Raw genomic sequence first — 20,585 nt, forward strand, 5'->3', positions numbered from 1 at the left:
TTTAATCAAAGTTAATCAATTTATTACAAAAACTTAAATTGCAACAGGCGCTTTAATTCCCGGATGCGGATCGTAATTTTCTAAAGTAAAATCTTCAAAATCAAAATCAAAAATATTTTTGATTTCAGGATTCAGTTTCATTGTTGGTAAAGGTCTCGTTTCTCTTGAAAGTTGTTTGTTGACCTGCTCAAAATGATTATTATAAATATGAACATCGCCAAAAGTGTGAACATAATCTCCAACTTCAAGACCCGTAACCTGCGCAACCATCATCAATAAAAGCGCATAACTCGCAATATTGAATGGAACGCCCAAGAAAACATCTGCACTTCTTTGGTACAACTGAAGCGATAATTTTCCATCTGCGACATAAAACTGAAACAAAGCGTGACAAGGTGCCAAAGCCATATTCGGAATTTCGGCAGCGTTCCAAGCGGAAACTATCAATCTGCGGGAATCGGGATTTTTTTTGATTTGATCAATCACTTCGGAAAACTGATCAACCACTTTTCCGTCTGCTCCGCTCCAACTTCTCCATTGTGCACCGTAAACCGGACCTAAATCTCCGTTTTCATCTGCCCATTCGTTCCAGATGGAAACGCCATTATCTGTAAGATATTTCGTATTTGTATCTCCTTTGATGAACCAAAGCAATTCATAAATAATAGATTTCAAATGAACTTTTTTAGTCGTTACCAAAGGAAAGCCTTTCGATAAATCATAACGCAGCTGGTAACCAAAAACACTGCGTGTTCCCGTTCCTGTTCTGTCGGTTTTATCGGTTCCGTTATCTAAAATATGCTGGAGTAAATCGAGGTAGTTTTGCATTACTGGAAAAATGAGATGTTATAATATTTTACAAAAATACGGTAAATATTACCATATAATTTCAATTTTTTGATTGATATTATTCAACGAAAAAACTTCATTTTTATATTTTCCATTCATCGCTTTTGCCAATGGGGATTCCGGAGAAATACAGATGATTTTTTTGTTTTCGAAAGTAATTTCTCCTAAAGAAACAGAGATGAAAAACAACCCTCTTTCTGTCTTTACAATCGCTCCTTTCTCAGCTTTTTCAGAAGATTTTGAAAGAATCGTTTTCAGAAAATCTCGTTGTTTTAAAACTTCATTCAGTTGAACCTGAAGATTATTAATTTCCTGCTGAAGCATCTCTCTTCCCGTTTCATATTTGTCGCCCATCGAACTTTTGGTATCGTTGCTTGAAGCTCTGGTTTCGGTAATGAGCTTTTCGAAATTTTTAATTTTTTCGGAGAGTTTTAGTTTAATACTATCGATAAGTGAAGATTTATTCATGTTACATTTTGGCTGAAGCCTTCCTGAATTAATTAAAAAGCGAACTAAAGTCCGCTTCTGTTCATCGTTTTAAAGCTATATATTTTGATTTTATCTCGGAAGAAAATTTCTCACATATCTTTATTCAAATTATTTTTCAAAAACTGCATAGTCTGAAACTCTGAAGCTGAATTTTTGATCGTTGCTGAAATCTCTTTTTGTTTTATCAAAAACGTTGATAAAAACTCCGGATACATTTTCATCTTCAATAGTAAATTCAACCTCTTCTTTTGAAAAATTTAATACGGCTAAAACTTCATTCTGCTTATATTTTCTGATGTAAGCGAAAATTTTATCGTTTGCAGAAGTATTTAAAAGAAAAGTAACGACATTCGAATCACCGCCTCTTAAAGCAGGATTTGAAGATTTCAGATGTAATAAAGTTTTATAAAAATCAGCCATCTCATAATTATTCGTCCATTCTATCGGATCTTTCTCGAAAAACTCCAGTCTTTTTAAATTGGGAAGTTCCTGACCTGAATATAACAATGGAATTCCGTTCCAGGTTGCAGAAAATATCGCCATTGATTTTGTAATATCGCCATATTTTTCAAATTCGGTTCCGTTCCAGGAATTTTCATCATGATTGGTTGTAAACCATGCTCTCATTGAGGAATCTCCAATTTGAGAATATTGTTTGAGTAAATCTGTCAATTCACTTATCGGTTCATTATTTTTATAAAAATCAGCAGATTTGTGCATCCATTTCCAAGAATAACTTGCATCGAAAACTTTTCCGTATTCCGGACATTCCAATTCGTCAAACTCACCGATCCAGAAAAGAGGTTTTATTTTTTCGACTTCCGGTCGAGCTTCTTTCCAAAAATCAACTTCCACCCAAGAAGCCAGATCACACCTGAAACCGTCGATATTAGTTTCTTCAATCCAAAATTTCATCGCATCAATCATTTTTTGACGCATTTCTTTGTTTTGATAGTCCAATTCGATAATGTCGTCCATTCCGGAAGCCATTTTGAAAGTGCCGTTTTCTTTTAAATAAAATTCAGGATTGGTTTTCGTCCATACATGATCCCAACCTGTATGATTCGCAACCCAGTCGATAATTACTTTTAAACCTAACCGATGCGCTTTATTGACCAAGTGTATAAAATCATCCATCGTTCCGAATTCCGGGTTGACAGATGTAAAATCTGAAGATGCATAAGGACTTCCCAGACTTCCTTTTTTATTTTGCTGTGCAATAGGAGTAATTGGCATAAACCACAAAGTTTTTACGCCCATATTTTTCAGACGGGGCATTTCTTTTTCAAATGCTCTGAAAGTGCCTTCTTTGGTATATTGTCTTACGTTGACTTCGTATATATTAGTGGTGTGTTTCCAGTCTTGAGGTAAATCCATATTCTTTTTCATTTTAAAATAGCTGAAACAGTTTCTTTTCCGTAAATCAAGGTTTATCTAAAAACTGTCTTATAATTAAATTAAATATAACTTCTCGCTGATTTTACAGATTTAGCAGATTATGAAATAAAAAATCAGCTTAATCTGTAAAATCAGCGAGATGAAATACTTCAATTTAAACTCTAATAAGCTCAAATCTTCTACAAAAATAAGGAATTGAGTTTTAAATTTTATTAAAACAAAAAACCCTGAATGTTTATTCAGGGCTATATTTTAATTTTATCTTTCGTTGTCGTCGTCTTCATCATCGAAAACGTCGTCATTGTAGTCATCTTCTTCCTCGTCATCAAAATCGTCGTCTTCATCTGCAAAATTGGCGCTTCCACCACCGAAATCATCATCAAAACTAAAATCATCATCCATTAATGGCATTGTAGATTTTTTGTTTTTTGGTGAAGCTGAGCCACTTTTAACAGGAGCTTTCAAAGGCGCATTTCCGAATCTGTAAGTCGTGATCGGATAATTTACGCCTTTCGTTTCGTCTACAACTTCTATCAATTCGCAGAAAAACTCCCAAAGATCAAGAAAACCGTACTGGAATTGTGCTTTGTCACCTGCAGATTCGAAGGCTTCATCGATGTAAACATCTGACATAATTTCGCCATCACCATCATCACTCATATCTTCAAGAGGTACGCTTTTCACGACAGTACCGTCTTGCTCGAGAAGATTAAAGGTAGACAACTCATCTCCACTAAGATTGAATGCACTTTTAATTCCCAAATGTAAGTTCCAGAGTGTTTGTTTTCCTTTGATTTCTACATCGCGGAAAATATCTTCTTTCGTATCTAATATTACACGGATTTTATAAACCATATCAGTATTTCAATTACTTTTACCTTTATTTATTATGATAAATTCTTGTTGCAAATATATAATAAATGAGATTTTACAAAAAAATATTTAATGATTTTTTAGAAACTTTTTTTTCCTTACATTCCGCAAAATCATTTACTTTTTTCGAGCATAAAACTGAATTTTGTACCTTCCAGGTAAACGCTTTCTACCGTTATATTTTCATTATGAGCTTCCAGAATGTGTTTTACGATTGCCAATCCCAAACCAGAACCGCCCTGTCTTCGGCTTCGGCTTGTTTCTACGCGATAAAATCTTTCGAAAATTCTTGGTAAAAGTTCGGCTTTTATTCCCATTCCGTTGTCGATCACTTCGATGAGTACTTTATTTCTGAGAACACTTGTCTTCACTACGACTTTGGCTTCCTGCCGATTGGCGTAGTGAATAGCGTTTGAAATTAAATTAATAAAAACCTGCGAAACTTTTTGTTTATCTGCCTCCACAAAAATCTGGCTGTGTAAGGTCTGAAGCTGCAGAACGGTATTGTTTTTTTCGGCTTCCAGATCAAGAAGGTCAAATATTTCTTTTATCAGGATATTAACGTCAAATTTTGAAACGGTGAGGTTAATTTCTCCGGCTTCCAGACGGTTAATCATATCGAGATCATTTACAATTGCAATCAATCTTTCAACAGAAATTCCGATCCTTTCTAAATATTTATCACGAATCGTCATATTGTCTACTCCGCCATCGACCAGAGTTTCCACATATCCCTGAATGGAAAAAAGAGGAGTTTTCAGCTCGTGCGAAACATTTCCGATGTATTCTTTACGATAACTTTCCATTTCTTTCATCATATCCATCTCGGTGACTTTCTGTTGATTAAAATCAGAAAATCTTTCGCCCAATTCTTTCAGTGTAATATTATTCTGATCACTGTAAACAATTTCTTCGGGAAGAATTTTTGAGATTTTAATGACCTGTTTTTTAGCATAATAATTAAACAGCAGTTCAAGAACCACATAATTAATGATAAACATTAAAACAATACATACAAAAAGACCAATCTTAAACTGCGAACTATGGTAATAAATATCTTTCAGCGAATCAAATATGATTACTAAAACAAACATCACTAAGGTGAGGAGACATGATGAAACTAGGGTAAGTCTGTAAAATTTCAATTTTACAACATTTTGGGGTTGAATGTAAAGGTAGGAATTCTGAAATTAAACGATCAGTTTATATCCGATTCCTTTTAAAGTCTGAATGGTATTGATACCAAGTTTTTCTCTCAGTCTGCGGATGTGTACATCGATTGTTCTTTCACCAACAATAACGTCATTTCCCCAGACTTTTTCAAGAATTTCTTCTCTTTTGAAAACTTTCTCGGTGTTTGAAGCCAAAAGATACAATAAATCGAACTCTTTTTTAGGCAACAAAAACTGCTGACCGCTTTTTGAAACGCGGAAATTGTCTTTATCAATCACCAAATCGCCAATTTCGATTAACTTAGCATTATCAGAGACCTGAGAAGTCAGCTGAAGCAATGCATTAACTTTAGAAATAAGAATTTTCGGTTTGATAAGCTTTACAATATAATCGTTTGCTCCTGCCTGAAAGCCAGCCAACTGAGAAAACTCTTCGCTTCTTGCCGAAAGAAAAACAATAAGAGATTTTTGAAGTTCTTTTATTTTTCTGAGTTCCTGACAAGTTTCGATACCGTCTTTTTCGGGCATCATAACATCTAATAAGATCAAATCTGGAATAATTTCTTTGGCTTTATCTATACCTTCGTTACCGTTTGTAGCAGTATAAATGTCATAACCTTCTTTTTCCAGATTGTAAGACAGAATCTCTAGAATATCGAGTTCATCGTCTATTAGAAGAATTTTCTTTTGGTTCATTTTCAATTTTTACGGTTCAAAGTTAACAATTTTTGAATGACGGATTAACACAAAGGCTATCGTTCACATAAAGTTAACAATAATTTCCATTTCGTAATATTTAGTTAAGAAAAATTTAAATTTCCCTAAACCATTTACCCGACTAAACTTTTATTCCTTTGCACCGAAAGTAATTAGTAAAAAAGAAATGAATTTTAGAAAACTGAGTATCGCTGCGTTATTCCTTACCACAACAGGAACTTTGATGTACGCTCAAGAAAAAAATGACACTGTAAAAAACGAAAAGAAAATTGAAGGTGTTATCATTAAAGGTTCTACAAAAAAAGGTACCGAAGCCAATTTGATCAACATGCAGAAAAAATCTGTAGAAGTTATTGAAAGAGTTGGATCTGTACAGTTAGCAAAACAAGGTGTAGGCGATGCTGCCACTGCAGTAACAAAAGCTACCGGCACACAAAAACAGGAAGGTAGCGGGCAGATTTTTGTAAGAGGATTAGGCGATAGATATAATAGTACTACGCTTAACGGACTTACAATTCCTTCTGATGATCCTGAATTCAAAAATATCAATCTTGAAATTTTTAAAACTTCAATGGTTGAATATATCTCTTTAGATAAAGTATATAATCCTAAGTTTCTTGGTGATTTTGGTGGAGCAAACGTAAATATTGTTTCTAAAGAACATTCTGGAAAACCTTACTTCAGAATCGGATTGGGAAGTAGCATAAACTTGCAGACTTACGACAAAAAAGATTTTAAACTTCAGGATGGCGCACCTGGTTTCTTTGGATTTAAAGAAACGACTTTTATAAAAGGAAATCCTTACCAGACATACCCATTTACATCTAAATGGAATTTCAAAAATGCTGAAAATCCTTTTAATTCTGATTTGAATATTGAGGGTGGAGCTAGCTTCGGTAAAATTTCAGTATTTGCTTATGCAGGGTTTGAGAACAGTTATGAATTCAGTAAAGGTAGCGAAGGATTCTTTTTCGCTGACGGAACTCCAAATAAAGATTATAAAGATGTAGAGCGTTCGGCTTACAAAACAAACACTACAGGATTAATTAATTTAGCATATAAGATAAACAGCAATCATAAAATTAACTTCACTTCAAATTATATTCATTCATCTTCTCAGACAGCAAAGATTTATAGAGGATATTCTTATGATGTTGCAAGAAATGTGATTATTAATAGAGGAGACAATAAAATCACTGATACTTGGATCAACCAGTTATTCGGAACCCACAAACTTGGAGAAACCTGGACCGGAGATTGGGCTGTAGGATACAATATGCTAAACAGCAAAAGACCAGATCGTCTTCAAAATACCATAGATGCTGAAAACCTGAATCTGCTTGCAGGAAGTGCTATCAATAACCACAGATATTTTGATGAGTTAAAAGACAATACTTTTTTAGGACACGCAAATCTTACAAAAACTTTTGAAAACGTAAAAGTTACCGTGGGTTACGACGGATCTTACAAAGACAGAAGATTTGATAATACAACGATTGGTATGAACTTTAATTTCATTACCGCTGTAGATCCTAATAACATTGATGGTTTCATCAATGCAGGAAACAACAGTTTGTTTAGTTACCAAACTTTCCAACCGAGTGATAAACTTTTCACGCCATTCTATTATACAATCAAGCAAAATACTCAATCGGGACTTGCTAACGTAGATGTGACATTCTCTGATAAGTTTGTGGTACAATTAGGTGCACGTTATGACTTCATCGATATGCAAACAGCTTGGACGGATGTTTTAACAAATGGTGAAGTAAAAAAGAAAAATAAAACTTATAATAAGTTCTTGCCTGCCTTCAATGCAAAATATACTCTTAATGACAAACAGAATTTAAGATTATCTTTCTCAAAAACATATACACTACCTCAGCCAAAAGAAATTATTCCTATTGCATATTATGATGTAACAAGTAATAACTATGGTAACGCTTCATTATATCCTTCAGATAATTACAATGTAGATTTAAAATACGAAATCTTCCCTAAATCGGGTGAATTAATTTCAGTTACAGCTTTCGGAAAATACATTCAAAATCCTATCGCAAGAACTACATATTCTACAGCGGCACCAAGTGATATGACTTACTTCAATATTGCAAACTGGGGTTATATCGCCGGAGCTGAAGTAGAATTCAGAAAAGATATCTACTCTTGGAGCAATTCTAAAATTTATACATTCTTGAACGGAACTTATATGCATTCTGAACAGGAATTGAAGAGTGAAACAGAATTAGCAAAAGAAAACGAGGGAACACTTGCACAGTTCAGCGGACAAACAAAAGATGATATTCAGGGTGTTGCAGATTTTATCGCAAATGCCAATGTAGGATACAACTATAAATGGAATAACAATGTAAACAGTCTTGATTTTGTAGTTTCTTATTCTCGTGTGGGTAAAAACCTTTACTCAATCGGAACCAACGATGGTGGTAACTTCTACGAAATGGCAAGAGACATCCTTGATCTGAATTTAAACTTCACCTTAAACAATATCGGAATTGGCGTTTCAGCTAAAAACCTACTAAATCCGGATTTCAGAATACAGCAGGAAAACAAAGCCGGAATTTTTACTCACAAAGATTACACAAAAGGTCGTCAAGTGGGACTAAACTTATCTTATAAATTTTAAAAAATAGAAATAAATATTAAAAAATTAGTTATGAAAAAGACAATCTTAAAAGCAGTTTTATGTTTTTCTCTAATAGCAGCGTTTTCATCAACTGCAATCTCATGTAGTAGTTCTGATGATGAAACAACAGAAAACGTTTCTACATTAGATCCTAACAATTTTCAAGGTAAAATTGCTGCAGGAACTACGGTAACTTTAGATGCTTCAAAAGTATATAACCTTAAAGGTAAATTATCTGTAGAAAACGGTGCCTCTCTTATCATTCCTGCAGGTACAAGAATTGTAGCTTCAGAAGGTGCAACTTATATAATCGTAGAAAGAGGTGGGAAAATCTTTGTTAACGGTACGTCATCAAGCCCGGTTGTATTCGAAGGTTCTACTCATAAGCAAGGACATTGGGGAGGTCTTGTAATCTTAGGAAATGCTCCTTCAAACAGAAGTGCTTCAGGAACTTCAACTTCAGAATTAGGAGAACTTATCTATGGTGGTACAAACCAGGCAGACAGTTCTGGTTCTATAAAATATCTGGTAATCAAGGATAGCGGTTTCAAATATAACCCGGAAAAAGAATTCAACGGATTATCATTATTCGGTGTTGGTAGCCAAACTACAATTTCTTACGTAGCTGTTGTTGACGGTGCAGATGACGGTATCGAATTCTTTGGTGGAAATGTAAATGCCGATCACTTACTTGTTTTAGGCGTTGGTGATGATAGTATCGACTGGACTGAAGGATGGCAAGGTACAGCAAACTATATCTATGCAGCCAGAAAAAAACAATATCAAACTGCTGCCGAGCCAGGAAACAGAGGTGTAGAAGCAGATACTCAAGACACAAATGCTAATACTACTAACGGAAACGGTGCATCAAACCCTAATATTACCAACGCAACTTTCTTAGGAAACACTGCTGGATCAGAATCTCAAGGTCTTAAAGTAAGAGCTGGTTCTAACGGTAAATTCGACAATATCGTTTTAGCAAATTTCTCTACAGGTTTAGATTTTGAAACAGACAGAACTTTAGCTTGGTTCCAAAGTGGTTCTTACATTAAAAATTTAAAATTTGTAAATATTACCACTAAATCTAAGGCTAAAAACACTGCAGGAACTGCTGTAGATATTTCTACTGTATTTACTGAAAATTCTGCTGCTTTAGGAGCTGGAAGCGGAACTGCTTTACCAGAATGGGCAAAAGGTTGGTCAGGAGTTTCTTCATTCGATACTACTGATGCAATGAACTAATATCTAAGTAATTAGTTTCTTCATATCACATTCAAAACCAGGCCCGGAAATTTTTTCCGGGCCTGGTTCTTTTTATTGACATTTAAAGTTAAATATCAATTCATTTTGTTTTGAAGTGGGAAATATATAGAAAAAATGGTAATTTGGTCTTCTCATTCAAATAGATCAATAAAAATACCGTTGAAAGAGAAATAACCCGACAATTATGAAGAAAAATCACTTTAAAATAATCATTGCAGCTTTTATTATGGGGGTGTCATTCACTATTTATTCATGTAGTAAAGATGAAGACACGTTTACAACCATTACTCCTACAGGAATTGCTGTTGATCCTAATAATTTTAAAGGTGATGTTACAAACGAACAAGTTGTAACGCTTGATCCCATGAAAATATATAAACTTAATGGTATCGTTAAAGTAAAAAATGGCGGAACTCTGGTTATTCCTGCAGGAACAAAAATTGTGGCAACTACAGGTGCGGCATCTTATGTTTTAGTAGAACAGGGCGGAAAAATTTATGTTAACGGAACGGCAGGCTCTCCTATTTTATTTACCTCAGAAACAGCTGTAGCAGGAAATTGGGGCGGAATTGTAATTTGCGGAAAAGCTCCTGTCAACACAGGAAGTTTCAATTCATCAGAAATAGGAAATTTACCTTATGGAGGTTCAGAAGGAACAGATAATTCAGGTGCTTTAAATTTTGTAAGAATTGAATACGCAGGAGCAGAATTTACTACCGGAAAAAAATTCAATGGGTTATCTCTTTTCGGAGTTGGAAATGAGACAAGAGTTGAAAGTGTGGCACTCTTAAACAATGCTGATGACGGAATTGAAATTTATGGCGGAACAGTTAATATTTCAAATATTGTTTCTACTGGGAACAGCAACCACTCCATTAGTTATAAAGATGGCTGGATCGGAAGTGCAACAAATATTTATACCAAACGAAAAGCAGACGGTACCGGAAACACCGGAATTACCGGAATCAATAATTCCAGCAACGATAATGCTTCACCCAGATCAAATCCTACGATTAAAAACGTTACTTTCATTGGTGCAAGTTCAGGTGACTCAAATGGAATAAAATTAAAACAAGGAACGTTCGCTGTTTTAGACAATATTGTACTTTCTGATTGGTCAACAGGAATTAGCATTGAAAGCGATTCTACAGTAGCTCGTTTTAATGGTAAAAAGAAAATTACCCATGTTTTGTTTGATAACACAACCACAGAAGTCTTATTAAAATCTTCAGCAGGTACAACGGTTGCAATAATCGATACTACTTACACTAAAAAATCTGACGCAACGGGAGCCGGAAATGGAAAGCTTACTCCAACCTGGGCAATTGGCTGGTCAGGATTACAATAATTAAATTTAATGATAAAGTTCTTTAGAAATTTACAAACAAAAAGGATGAGGTTTACACTTCATCCTTTATATTTTTATGATTTAAAACGTTAAGAATACTGAAATTTCCTCACGGCTTCCAAAGTCATATCTATTTCTTTGTCTTTAATGGCATCACTGATGAAATACGTTTCGTAGCCACTTGGCGGAAGATAAATCCCGTTATTTAGCATCTGATGAAAGAAATTATTGAACAGTGAATGATTGGCATTTTGTGCTTCATCAAAATTAGAAACCGCATTGATGTGGAAGAAAACCGACATCATAGAGCCTTTTCTGTTGATTCTGTGGGCAATTCCTTTTTCGCTTAAAATTTTTCCGATTTCAAAATCCAGTGTTTCTGTCGTTTTTGATAATCTGTTGAAAAATTCCGGATCGTTTTTAATGATTTGCAAAGTCTTCAAACCTGCTCTCATTGCTAAAGGATTCCCACTTAATGTTCCAGCTTGATAAACTTCGCCTTTTGGGGCAAGATGATCCATTATTTCGTTTCTTCCTGCAAAAGCACCAACCGGAAGTCCGCCTCCGATTACTTTACCATAAGTTACCAAATCGGCTTTTACATTATATAATTCCTGCGCTCCGCCAAAAGCGAGTCTGAAACCAGTCATTACTTCATCAAAAATCAATAATGCGCCATTTTTATCACAGATTTTTCTTAATTTCTGAAGAAATTCGTTTTCAGGTAAAACACAACCCATATTTCCGGCAACCGGCTCAATAATTACTGCAGCAATTTCACCCTGATTATGTCTGAATAAATCTTCAACCTGCTCAAAATCATTATATCTTGCCAACAAAGTATCTTTCGCTGTTCCCTGCGTAACTCCCGGAGAATTAGGATTTCCAAAAGTTGCAGCACCGCTTCCCGCTTTGATCAAAAACGAATCGGAATGACCATGATAACAACCTTCAAATTTTATAAATTTATCTTTGCCGGTAAAGCCTCTTGCCAATCTTATAGCACTCATACACGCTTCCGTTCCGGAAGACACCATTCTGATCTGATCGATATTCGGAACATTTTCGGTGATGAATTTTGCAATTTCAGTTTCCAGTTCTGTCGGTGCACCGAAGGAAAAACCCTTTTCTGCCTGAATTTTTAATTCTTCCAAAACTTCAGGATGAGTGTGTCCCAAAATTGCCGGTCCCCAGGAATTGATGTAATCGATATACGTATTATCATCTGCATCGGTAAGATAAGCACCTTTTGCCGATTTCATAAAAACGGGAACTCCGCCCACTGATTTAAAGGCACGAACAGGAGAATTTACTCCGCCGGGAATGTATTGGTAAGCTTCTTCAAATAAAGCCGAACTTCTTTGGTATTTCATTTTGTTAGTTGATGATTGTCAGTTAATCGTTGATAGAATTTTATCAGTTTTAAAACCAACAACTATCAATCAAATCCCAACAACCAATTTTTAGTTTCTAGGTTTTTTATCGATTAAATAGATCAACTGTCCGGCTAAAGGCTTCTGACCTTCATCCATTCTGTTTTTGGCATATAATTTATTAAGCTTAATGCCAAATTTCTGTGCTATATCGTACATATCTTCACCAGATTCGGCTTTATAAGTAGGAGTATTTCCCTGAGAGTTTTTAGATTCAAGAAAGACTACTTCATTTTTGGCTAATGCTGTTCCTTCAAGCTCATTCCATTTTATCAGTTTACTTTCACTGATCTTAAATTTTTTAGCAATATACTGTACATCAGTATCTTCAGGAATCACAATATATTTTAAACCACCATTCGGATGACTTTTAATTAAAATAGAATTCAGAATTTCCGCTTTAGATTTTATTCGTTCTACTCTTTCCTGTTGCTGTGCATACGAAGTCGCTTTGTAAGGAACTTTCACGGTTACGGGAGCTGTTGCCTTTTTTGTAGGTTTTGCAGGTTTCATTTTTGCCATAAAAGTACGATCATCTTTCAAATCAGGATATTTTTTAAGAATAGCGTATAAAACTTCTTTAGAATTAACCTCATCAAATTCGTACAATTTGTATCTCTCAATTTTATCTATAAGAATTGATGCGTAACGAGGATTTGTAGCGTAGCCTGCTTTTTTCAAACCATGCGCCCAAGCTTTGTAATCTTTCATATCAAGATCAAAAAGTTTGGTGTAATATTTTCTTGTTGCCAAAAATATCGAGTGATCTTCATAAGATTGTTTAGGATCGTCATACACGCGGAAACATTCGTTTGGTGCATCATCGGTGTGCTTCATTGTTCTCCCGGTCCAGTCTTCTTTGCATTTAATTCCGAAGTGATTTTTCCCTTCCTGCGCCAAACGGCTTTGTCCGCCTCCTGTTTCCAAAAGCCCTTGTGCGAGTGTAATTGAAGCAGGAATTTTGTATTTTTCCATTTCTTCAACGGCGTATTGCGCAAATCTCTGGATGTACTGATCTTCTGTAGCCCAGGTCTGAGCCGAGAATTTTGATAAAACTAAAAGGCTAATTAGTAAGAATAGTCTTTTCATTTTTTATTTTTTTTAATAAACAAACACTTTAAATTACGTAATGAATGTTCTATAATTTTAAATTTATAGTATTAAATTTCTGTTCTGTTTTTGTAAAAGCAGATTGACTCCTTCAATTCCCTGCAAACCACCTGTATGAAAACAGAGGATCTTGCTTCCTTCGAGAAAATAATCAGCATCGATCATTTCAAAAACTTTCTGCATCATTTTTCCTGTATAGATCGGTTCTAAAGGAATGTCAAACTTCATTTTAAAATCATTGATAAAACGGATATTTTCATCATTTATTTTACCGTAGCCGCCAAAAGCAGCATCGGTGAGATGAAAATTTCTTTTTGAGGTTAATTCTGAAATTTTGCTTTCCAAAGAAGAATCATCAACTACTGCAAAACCGATAACCTTCTGATTTTCTTCACAAAACTTTGAAATCCCCGCCAAAGTTCCGCCGGTTCCAACTGCGGTGCAAAGATAATCAAAATCTTTTGTATCATTATTAAGCATCATTTTTACGCCCTGAACGGCATATTCGTTAGTTCCACCTTCCGGAATTATTAAAGCATCGGGAAATTCGCTCCGCAAAAATTCGGTCAGTTTTTCTTTGTGGCGATATTCTTCCCGAGTGACGAATTTTAAATTCATCCCGTTTCTTTTAGCGAAAACCAATGTTGGATTATGAAGCCATTTTTTTTCAAGTTCTTCGCCTCGAATGATTCCTAATGTTTTGATATTCGACAGATTTCCTGTTGCAGAAACGGCAGAAATATGATTAGAAAAAGCTCCGCCAAACGTAATGATAAAAGGGTTTTGGGGTTTAGTTTCTAAATAATTATTGATATTATAAAAAAGTTTCCAGTATTTGTTACCAGAAATTTGAGGATGCACTACATCTTCTCTTTTAATAAAAAGTTTTATATTTTTCTGAACCGGAATCTCCTGAATCGGAATTTTTTCTGATGGAATATTCAACATTTTAGAATGAAACTGTTTCGCAAAATTAAGGTTTTCAAATTATTTTAATAATATTTTAATTTTCATTTCATAAATTTTATGAAGCCCCAAAATTTTCTTTTTCGGAGATAGCTTAAATCGTGTTCCATCGCATAAGCTTCCCGTTCGAAAGATATTGATTTGTAGGCTTGATAAGGGTTTTTCAGCTTAAAAAAATGATAATAGTATTCTGCAATATATAGAATGTAAAAGAAAATCACCAGAAGCTCCAATTGCTGTCTGATGTGAATTTTTTCATGATTTATTAAGACTCTATTCTTCTTATCTTCAGGATTTTTGATGAAAATAAAAGGAAAGAGTGTAATGCCGTTTATTTTTGTATTTTTGAGGAGCTTTTGGCACACAATTATCATAATAACAAATATAAAAGTTTTGATTTAACTTATGGCTCTTTTTGATATCAAAGAGGGTGAAGACTTTTACTTCAACGAGCAAGGTTACAAAGTTTTTACCGAAAAATTTCATCTTAAACGGGGACATTGCTGTAAAAGCGGTTGCAAACACTGCCCTTACGGATATGATAAAAAGACTGACACATTTATAAAAACCAATAAAAAAGATAAATAAAATGAAGAAATATATTTTTATTTTGCTAGCGGCAAGTTTAGGTTTGTCATCTTGCAGCCCTTTTAAAGTACGTTCAGATTACGCTGAAACTGCATCTTTCACTTCTTACAAAACTTATAAAATAAGAATCGACGATTTAAAATTAAATGACATCGATAAAGACAGAGTTTTGAACGAATTGTCGAAACAACTACAAATGAAAGGTCTTCAATCTGGTGAAAACCCTGATTTGATCGTAAATGTAAAAGCAAATCACAAAAAAATCACCGACATTACGACTTCAAATCCCGGCGGAATGTGGGGATGGGGAGGCGGTTTCGGATGGGGAATCGGTATGAACAGAACCTGGTCTAGTAATTACAATGAAGGCGCAATTATTGTAGATATGGTTGATGCAAGAAGTCAAAAATTAGTTTGGCAGGGAATCGGCAGCGGAATTTCTGTTGACCGACCAAAAGCTAAACAAAAACAAATCCCTCAGATTGTAGCCGAAATTATGGCAAACTATCCTCCGGGAATGAAAAAATAAATTTTTATTTAAATTATATTGAGAGTCGACACAGAAATTTGTGTCGACTTTTTTGTTTTAAAACTTACAGTAATGATGATGCAATTTAAATAGAAATTAAAGATTAATTCAAACAAAACAGTTCATCTAAATTAATAATAATGTAATTTTACATTCACCAAATTATTATAATCTTACCAAATATTATATTATTATGAGAAAACTAATTTTATGCTTGATATTCTCACAGTTAGCTTTTGCACAAGCTCCTGCAGGATATTACAACTCCGCAAGCGGATTATCCGGCGCACAGCTCAAAACTGCCTTAAGCAATATTATTACAAACGGACATCAGGACAAGGGTTACAACGGTCTTTGGACTGCCTACAAAACCACAGATATCGATAAAAATTACGAAAACGACGGTTCTATTCTCGATATTTATTCTGAAAAACCAAGTTCCGCAGATCCTTATAAATTCACTCCGGGAAGCAATCAATGCGGAACGTATTCTACAGAAGGAAATTGCTACAATCGTGAACACATTGTTCCGCAAAGTTTATTTAATGAAGCTTCTCCAATGAGAAATGACATTCACTTCATCAGAGCTACAGACGGAAAAGTGAACGGAATGCGTTCCAATTATCCTTTCGGAAAAGTAGGAAGTGCAAGCTTTACTTCTTTAAACGGTTCTAAACTAGGAAGCTCATCTTCATCAGGATTTTCAGGGACGGTTTTTGAGCCGATTGATGAATTTAAAGGCGATGTTGCAAGAATGGTTTTCTATTTTGTGACAAGATACCAAACTCAACTTTCAACATTTTCCACAGGAAATATGATTGGAACTTCAGCATTTCCGGGACTTCAGACCTGGGAATTGAATGTACTTTTAGCTTGGCATAATCAAGATCCTGTTTCGCAGGCGGAAGTTAACAGAAATAATGCTTCTTACACTTTTCAGGGAAACAGAAATCCTTTTATCGATAATCCAAGTTACGTAAATCAAATTTGGGGTGGACAAGCTCCGACAACCGATACACAAGCGCCGACAACTGTAACTAATTTAACGGTTTCCGCAAAAACAACCAACACGATTTCTCTTTCTTGGAATGCTTCAACAGATAATATAGCGGTAACTTCTTACGATGTTTATATGAATGGAAGTTTGAAAACAAATATTAATTCGACTTCTACAACTGTTACAGGATTAAATCCATCTACAGCGTATAGTTTTTATGTAAAAGCAAAAGATGCAGCAGGAAATGCTTCTGCAAACAGTTCAACAATTTCTGCGACGACAAATGCAGCAACAAGTAACCCGAATACTACAGGTTGTGTAAATGAAACTTTTGAAACGATTCCGTCGGCAAGCGCATCATCTTATTCAACAAAAACCTGGACGAGCAACGGAATTACATGGACTGCAACAGATTCCAGAACCGACCAGACAATTTCTAATAAAGCGATTACTGTAAGAGACGGTTCGTTAAAATCTAGCAGCTCTGCAAACGGAATAGGATCTTTAACGGTTACAACTCAGCTTAAATTTAGCGGAAGTAACGGAAGTTTTAACGTTCAGGTAAATGGCGCAACAGTAGGAACAGTTCCTTACAGCACAACTGCAACAACGACGACGATTAATAATATCAATATCTCAGGAAATGTTGTCGTGACTTTGATGAATACCTCTTCAAGCAACAGAGTTGCAATTGATAATCTGAGCTGGACCTGCAACGGAACTTCTGCAAGAACAAGTCCGGCAACTAATAATTCTACAACTCAACAAAAAGAATTAAAAATTTCTCCTAATCCAATTTTGAATCAGGAAATTTTTGTGAAAGGTGAAACTGAAAACATCAGAAAAGCTGAAATTGTAAATCTTCAGGGAAAAGTAATGCAAGTTATCAACAATCCGTTTAAAAATGGAAAATCAATTAAGATAAACAGTCTTTTGCAGGGTGTTTACATTCTAAAGCTTGATGAATCGAATTTGAAATTTGTTATAAAATAATTATTTGATTTTCTACAATTCATCATAATGTCTTTTTTAACGCAAAGAGCACAAAGTTTTTTTAACTACTAATCGTTTTAAAGGTTCGCAAAGGCGTTTCACTCAGCAAAGACAATTATGAAAAATTAGGGATATTCAAAATAAAATTTATAAAGGCTTTTCAACATTTGAGACAGCCTTTTTTATTGATGACAAATATCTAATTTATGTAGAAATTGCAGCCCGGCTTGAGCGAAAATCCTTTTTTTGAAATGGAAAAAGATTGGCAAAAAAAAAGATTGACTTCGTCGAACCACTTTGTTAGGTTTGGGAGCGGAAGACATAAATGAGAAAAAGCGAAGGCTTTATCGAAATTTACGAACGAAATTCATATCTGCCAAAAATTTTCTCTCGCAGATTTAGGAGATTATGCAGATTTCAAAATATGAATTTTAATTCTTTAAAATAGAAAAGACCGCCTTTTTGAGACGGTCTTTGACTTTGTATATATTAATACTGAAAAGGTGATTTTCGAATTAAACCGGCCAGATTCCTTCATACGCTGAATTACCGTAATTGATTTTCTCTGCACTGATTACGAAGCTTATCAACATTGAATTTTCGTCTACTGCGTCGAAGTCTACTTCGTGCTGAATAACATAACCGTTTTCCCAGTTTAAAGTAATCAATGTTCCTTCTTCGTGAGATTTGTTGAAAGTAACTTCACCTGTTGTTGGCTTATATTTTCCGTTAAGAAGAGTTTCCAGGATGTCAGATTTTTCTGTTGCCTCGATCGTTAATTTAATAATTGCATTGGAAGGATCTGAAGCTACTCTACCAGAAACGTCTGTAGATCTTGAAACACTGTAATTCAGCTTTAACAATTTTTGTCCTTCGCCACCGTTGAATTTTAAGATTCCTCTTGAATTTGCTGCCATGATTTGTAAATTTTAATCGTTAATATTTTGTAATTTTTATACTTCAAAGATAAAACCAAGACAATTATTTTTCGAGTTTTTGAATCATTATTTTGAAATTTGTAGTAATTCTACGATTTGATGTCGTAAAACTACGATTAGTAATAAACATATATTAAACAAATCCTTACAAAACTTCATTTACAGAAAAATCAGTAGAATATTCAACGGAATATTCTTTATAGGAGTAAAAATTATTCATTTTTTTTATCATTCCGTTTTCTTTTGAAATGGTGAGATTTCCATTAAATTTAAAATCTTTTTCTTTTTGATTGCTTAAAAATTGATTTAATGAAATTTCCTCTAAATTATCTGATTTTTCTACCATTTGCTGAAGTTGAACGAAAGATTGATTTAAAAATATTTCAAAAAAAGATTTTCCGTTTCTAAATGGATTTCTGAATGATGAAAAATACATTTTCAGAAACCAGTCTTCTTTCATTTTCTTATCAAAAACGTCGGGATTCAAAACAACGTATTCAAATTCTTCAAGATAAATTTCAGCGTATTGATCGGGAAATACGTCTGAAAGTTTTGCTTTAATTTCATTAAAATTATTCAATATTTGCTTCGTTAGAGCTGTCCGTAAAATTTCACCTTTAGAATTTACATATATTTCAATCGGAAGTAGAGATTTAAACGTTGCAATGGCCATAAACTCCATTTTTGTGTCGTGAAGATTGGAAAATCTGTCTTTTGTGAAATGAAAAAGATGCTCGTTGAACTCATTTTTTATCCATTTCAAATTGGCGACATATGAAAAACGATTTTCACTGATTTTCCCTTCATCATTTTTAGATTCTGTAAAAACAACTTTAAAGTTTTGATTAAAATGGAAAGGATTAAAATTTATGTCCGGATTGACTTCGGGACTTTTGAACGGTGCATCATTTTTTGAATTATAGGTTTTAATTCTTCCTAAATCCGGCAACAAAAGTTTTTTCCCGGGAATCAAATCATTGATAATGAAATCTTCTTTGATACAATGATTGTTGTGAAATTCTTTCAGATAAGCGGGATTTTCAAGCTGGATTTCTTCTGCAATTTTTTGCAGCGTATCTCCGGGAAGTATAAAATGTACCATCATAGAATGACAAATATGGAGCTAAAAATTAAATTATTACAAATTACGGATATATATAAATTATTTGTTTCTCAATCTTAGTAAAAAATTTTCATTAACATTTTCAAATTTAACCTTACCAAAATCTTTTACAGTCCATATTTTATCCGGTATTTTCCTTTCATGATTGGCTTTATCAAAATACGTTTCTCCGTATTTATGCAGATAAATTTCATTACCATCAACCTTGAAAGTTATGTATGAATCCACTAAAACATAATCATAGCAAGTTTGCTGTTCGATGGTGAAGTAGTTATCTTTTGTTGCAACGGTGGAAAAACCTTCTGAAATACAATTTGAGTTATTAGAAAAAACCATATTATTATTTGATTTTTCAATTGAGCCACTTTTTGAAGACAGCAAGATTTTAAGAGGTAACACAAAATGAGTTTTGTCGAAATCATCTTTTGCTGTATCATTTTTGTAAACGGAAATTTTATCTTTTTTACCGTCTCTGTTTAAATCTGAAACAAATTCATTCAAAGCATTTCCGCCATTTTTATTCTGTTGAAGTTGTGCTAAATCCTTCTGAGCTTGTTTTGTAGAAACCGGATAAGCATCTTCTTTAGAAAAAATACATTTAGTTTTAGAAGTTTTGTCGACCATGAAAAAGATTTCATTTTTATTATCTAAAAAGATTTCTCCGTCTTTACAATTGTGAGTATTTAGCGATAAAGCCTGATTAAATTTAAAATCCTGACTATTAAATTTATACACAGTGAAATTTTGAAATTCTTCTGAATAACCCGGCAAAAACAGATAACCATCTTTTCCGTTGTATATGATTTTTACTCTTTTTTCAGCATTGACATAATCCGAATCGTAAGTAAAATTATACACTACCTGTTGAAAATCTCTAATCATTTTATTTTTAAAACTTGCTTTCAGGTAAGCTCGATCATCAACAAACTGAATTTTGAACAGGAAATCTGCAAAAAAAATCTCGAGATTTTTTTTAGAATTATCTTTATAATCAGATTTTACATTGAAGTGTATCTCTTTATAACTGCTATAATCTTCCTTTACAGCTGTCTGATTTTTTGCATCAGTTTCATTTACCGTTTTCCCGTCATTTCCTTTGCATGATAAGAAAACTAAAATGAACGAAAATAATATTAAAAATTTTGTTTTCATATT

General features: G+C 34.0%; 19 protein-coding genes. 6 read left to right on the plus strand and 13 right to left on the minus strand.

Features of this window, described 5'->3' with window-relative positions; all coding sequences use genetic code 11:
* Positions 1-33: 33 nt before the first annotated feature.
* From ACOOWA_RS13780 to ACOOWA_RS13805, 6 genes are all read right to left on the minus strand, one after another.
* Positions 34-828 (minus strand): thymidylate synthase, encoded by a 795-nt coding sequence (locus ACOOWA_RS13780; RefSeq protein WP_421376040.1) that lies wholly within the window; start codon positions 826-828, stop codon positions 34-36.
* 48 nt (positions 829-876) lie between these two features.
* Positions 877-1,317: a hypothetical protein gene (locus ACOOWA_RS13785; protein ID WP_421376042.1), complete on the minus strand. Its 441-nt coding sequence runs from the start codon at positions 1,315-1,317 to the stop codon at positions 877-879.
* Positions 1,318-1,446: 129 nt separating this feature from the next.
* On the minus strand, positions 1,447-2,715 hold the full coding sequence (locus ACOOWA_RS13790; RefSeq protein WP_421376044.1) for an alpha-amylase family glycosyl hydrolase: 1,269 nt from the start codon (positions 2,713-2,715) through the stop codon (positions 1,447-1,449).
* Positions 2,716-2,994: 279 nt separating this feature from the next.
* The gene (locus ACOOWA_RS13795) at positions 2,995-3,591 is read right to left on the minus strand and encodes an IS1096 element passenger TnpR family protein (protein ID WP_421376046.1); all 597 of its coding nucleotides are present in this window, start codon (positions 3,589-3,591) and stop codon (positions 2,995-2,997) included.
* Positions 3,592-3,722: 131 nt separating this feature from the next.
* Positions 3,723-4,754: a sensor histidine kinase gene (locus tag ACOOWA_RS13800; RefSeq protein WP_421376047.1), complete on the minus strand. Its 1,032-nt coding sequence runs from the start codon at positions 4,752-4,754 to the stop codon at positions 3,723-3,725.
* 45 nt (positions 4,755-4,799) lie between these two features.
* Entirely contained in the window at positions 4,800-5,477 is a 678-nt protein-coding gene (locus tag ACOOWA_RS13805; RefSeq protein WP_267266776.1) for a response regulator, read from the minus strand.
* 187 nt (positions 5,478-5,664) lie between these two features.
* Here ACOOWA_RS13805 and ACOOWA_RS13810 point away from each other — a divergent pair, with 187 nt between their 5' ends.
* The 3 genes from ACOOWA_RS13810 to ACOOWA_RS13820 all read left to right on the plus strand — a co-directional run bounded on the left by ACOOWA_RS13810 (position 5,665) and on the right by ACOOWA_RS13820 (position 10,753).
* Positions 5,665-8,142, plus strand: coding sequence for a TonB-dependent receptor domain-containing protein (locus ACOOWA_RS13810; RefSeq protein ID WP_421376049.1), 2,478 nt, complete (start codon positions 5,665-5,667; stop codon positions 8,140-8,142).
* Positions 8,143-8,172: 30 nt separating this feature from the next.
* A complete protein-coding gene (locus ACOOWA_RS13815; protein WP_421376050.1) occupies positions 8,173-9,384 on the plus strand; it encodes a hypothetical protein in 1,212 nt (403 codons plus the stop codon).
* Positions 9,385-9,589: 205 nt separating this feature from the next.
* On the plus strand, positions 9,590-10,753 hold the full coding sequence (locus ACOOWA_RS13820; RefSeq protein ID WP_421376052.1) for a hypothetical protein: 1,164 nt from the start codon (positions 9,590-9,592) through the stop codon (positions 10,751-10,753).
* A gap of 89 nt (positions 10,754-10,842) precedes the next feature.
* On the opposite strand, the gene hemL is transcribed toward ACOOWA_RS13820, so the two are convergent.
* The 4 genes from hemL to ACOOWA_RS13840 form a co-directional block, all read right to left on the minus strand.
* A complete protein-coding gene (gene hemL, locus ACOOWA_RS13825; protein ID WP_421376054.1) occupies positions 10,843-12,126 on the minus strand; it encodes a glutamate-1-semialdehyde 2,1-aminomutase in 1,284 nt (427 codons plus the stop codon).
* Between the two features lie 90 nt (positions 12,127-12,216).
* Positions 12,217-13,275: a glucosaminidase domain-containing protein gene (locus ACOOWA_RS13830; RefSeq protein ID WP_421376055.1), complete on the minus strand. Its 1,059-nt coding sequence runs from the start codon at positions 13,273-13,275 to the stop codon at positions 12,217-12,219.
* A gap of 63 nt (positions 13,276-13,338) precedes the next feature.
* A complete protein-coding gene (locus ACOOWA_RS13835; RefSeq protein WP_421376056.1) occupies positions 13,339-14,244 on the minus strand; it encodes a 1-aminocyclopropane-1-carboxylate deaminase/D-cysteine desulfhydrase in 906 nt (301 codons plus the stop codon).
* Positions 14,245-14,306: 62 nt separating this feature from the next.
* On the minus strand, positions 14,307-14,636 hold the full coding sequence (locus ACOOWA_RS13840; protein WP_421376058.1) for a hypothetical protein: 330 nt from the start codon (positions 14,634-14,636) through the stop codon (positions 14,307-14,309).
* Between the two features lie 31 nt (positions 14,637-14,667).
* Here ACOOWA_RS13840 and ACOOWA_RS13845 point away from each other — a divergent pair, with 31 nt between their 5' ends.
* The 3 genes from ACOOWA_RS13845 (at position 14,668) to ACOOWA_RS13855 (ending at position 17,369) form a co-directional block, all read left to right on the plus strand.
* A complete protein-coding gene (locus ACOOWA_RS13845) occupies positions 14,668-14,850 on the plus strand; it encodes a DUF5522 domain-containing protein (protein ID WP_421376059.1) in 183 nt (60 codons plus the stop codon).
* 1 nt (position 14,851) lies between these two features.
* Entirely contained in the window at positions 14,852-15,379 is a 528-nt protein-coding gene (locus ACOOWA_RS13850; protein WP_421376061.1) for a DUF4136 domain-containing protein, read from the plus strand.
* Positions 15,380-15,572: 193 nt separating this feature from the next.
* Entirely contained in the window at positions 15,573-17,369 is a 1,797-nt protein-coding gene (locus tag ACOOWA_RS13855) for an endonuclease (RefSeq protein ID WP_421376062.1), read from the plus strand.
* A 515-nt stretch (positions 17,370-17,884) separates the two neighbouring features.
* Here the strand turns inward: ACOOWA_RS13855 and tssD are convergent.
* The 3 genes from tssD to ACOOWA_RS13870 all read right to left on the minus strand — a co-directional run bounded on the left by tssD (position 17,885) and on the right by ACOOWA_RS13870 (position 20,582).
* Positions 17,885-18,286, minus strand: a complete 402-nt coding sequence (gene tssD, locus ACOOWA_RS13860) for a type VI secretion system tube protein TssD (protein ID WP_421376063.1) — start codon at positions 18,284-18,286, stop codon at positions 17,885-17,887.
* A 166-nt stretch (positions 18,287-18,452) separates the two neighbouring features.
* Positions 18,453-19,412, minus strand: coding sequence for a hypothetical protein (locus ACOOWA_RS13865; RefSeq protein ID WP_421376065.1), 960 nt, complete (start codon positions 19,410-19,412; stop codon positions 18,453-18,455).
* 57 nt (positions 19,413-19,469) lie between these two features.
* A complete protein-coding gene (locus ACOOWA_RS13870) occupies positions 19,470-20,582 on the minus strand; it encodes a hypothetical protein (RefSeq protein WP_421376067.1) in 1,113 nt (370 codons plus the stop codon).
* Positions 20,583-20,585: the final 3 nt, after the last annotated feature.

The organism is Chryseobacterium sp. GP-SGM7, from assembly GCF_049166575.1.
GTDB lineage: Bacteria > Bacteroidota > Bacteroidia > Flavobacteriales > Weeksellaceae > Chryseobacterium.

Excerpts from the sequence above, each read along its gene's own strand:
- ACOOWA_RS13780 (WP_421376040.1), bottom strand. The coding sequence starts at position 828 with ATGCAAAACTACCTCGATTTACTCCAGCATATTTTAGATAACGGAACC.
- ACOOWA_RS13785 (WP_421376042.1), bottom strand. The coding sequence starts at position 1,317 with ATGAATAAATCTTCACTTATCGATAGTATTAAACTAAAACTCTCCGAA.
- ACOOWA_RS13790 (WP_421376044.1), bottom strand. The coding sequence starts at position 2,715 with ATGGATTTACCTCAAGACTGGAAACACACCACTAATATATACGAAGTC.
- ACOOWA_RS13795 (WP_421376046.1), bottom strand. The coding sequence starts at position 3,591 with ATGGTTTATAAAATCCGTGTAATATTAGATACGAAAGAAGATATTTTC.
- ACOOWA_RS13805 (WP_267266776.1), bottom strand. The coding sequence starts at position 5,477 with ATGAACCAAAAGAAAATTCTTCTAATAGACGATGAACTCGATATTCTA.
- ACOOWA_RS13810 (WP_421376049.1), top strand. The coding sequence starts at position 5,665 with ATGAATTTTAGAAAACTGAGTATCGCTGCGTTATTCCTTACCACAACA.
- ACOOWA_RS13815 (WP_421376050.1), top strand. The coding sequence starts at position 8,173 with ATGAAAAAGACAATCTTAAAAGCAGTTTTATGTTTTTCTCTAATAGCA.
- ACOOWA_RS13820 (WP_421376052.1), top strand. The coding sequence starts at position 9,590 with ATGAAGAAAAATCACTTTAAAATAATCATTGCAGCTTTTATTATGGGG.
- hemL (WP_421376054.1), bottom strand. The coding sequence starts at position 12,126 with ATGAAATACCAAAGAAGTTCGGCTTTATTTGAAGAAGCTTACCAATAC.
- ACOOWA_RS13830 (WP_421376055.1), bottom strand. The coding sequence starts at position 13,275 with ATGAAAAGACTATTCTTACTAATTAGCCTTTTAGTTTTATCAAAATTC.
- ACOOWA_RS13835 (WP_421376056.1), bottom strand. The coding sequence starts at position 14,244 with ATGTTGAATATTCCATCAGAAAAAATTCCGATTCAGGAGATTCCGGTT.
- ACOOWA_RS13840 (WP_421376058.1), bottom strand. The coding sequence starts at position 14,636 with ATGATAATTGTGTGCCAAAAGCTCCTCAAAAATACAAAAATAAACGGC.
- ACOOWA_RS13845 (WP_421376059.1), top strand. The coding sequence starts at position 14,668 with ATGGCTCTTTTTGATATCAAAGAGGGTGAAGACTTTTACTTCAACGAG.
- ACOOWA_RS13850 (WP_421376061.1), top strand. The coding sequence starts at position 14,852 with ATGAAGAAATATATTTTTATTTTGCTAGCGGCAAGTTTAGGTTTGTCA.
- ACOOWA_RS13855 (WP_421376062.1), top strand. The coding sequence starts at position 15,573 with ATGAGAAAACTAATTTTATGCTTGATATTCTCACAGTTAGCTTTTGCA.
- tssD (WP_421376063.1), bottom strand. The coding sequence starts at position 18,286 with ATGGCAGCAAATTCAAGAGGAATCTTAAAATTCAACGGTGGCGAAGGA.
- ACOOWA_RS13865 (WP_421376065.1), bottom strand. The coding sequence starts at position 19,412 with ATGATGGTACATTTTATACTTCCCGGAGATACGCTGCAAAAAATTGCA.
- ACOOWA_RS13870 (WP_421376067.1), bottom strand. The coding sequence starts at position 20,582 with ATGAAAACAAAATTTTTAATATTATTTTCGTTCATTTTAGTTTTCTTA.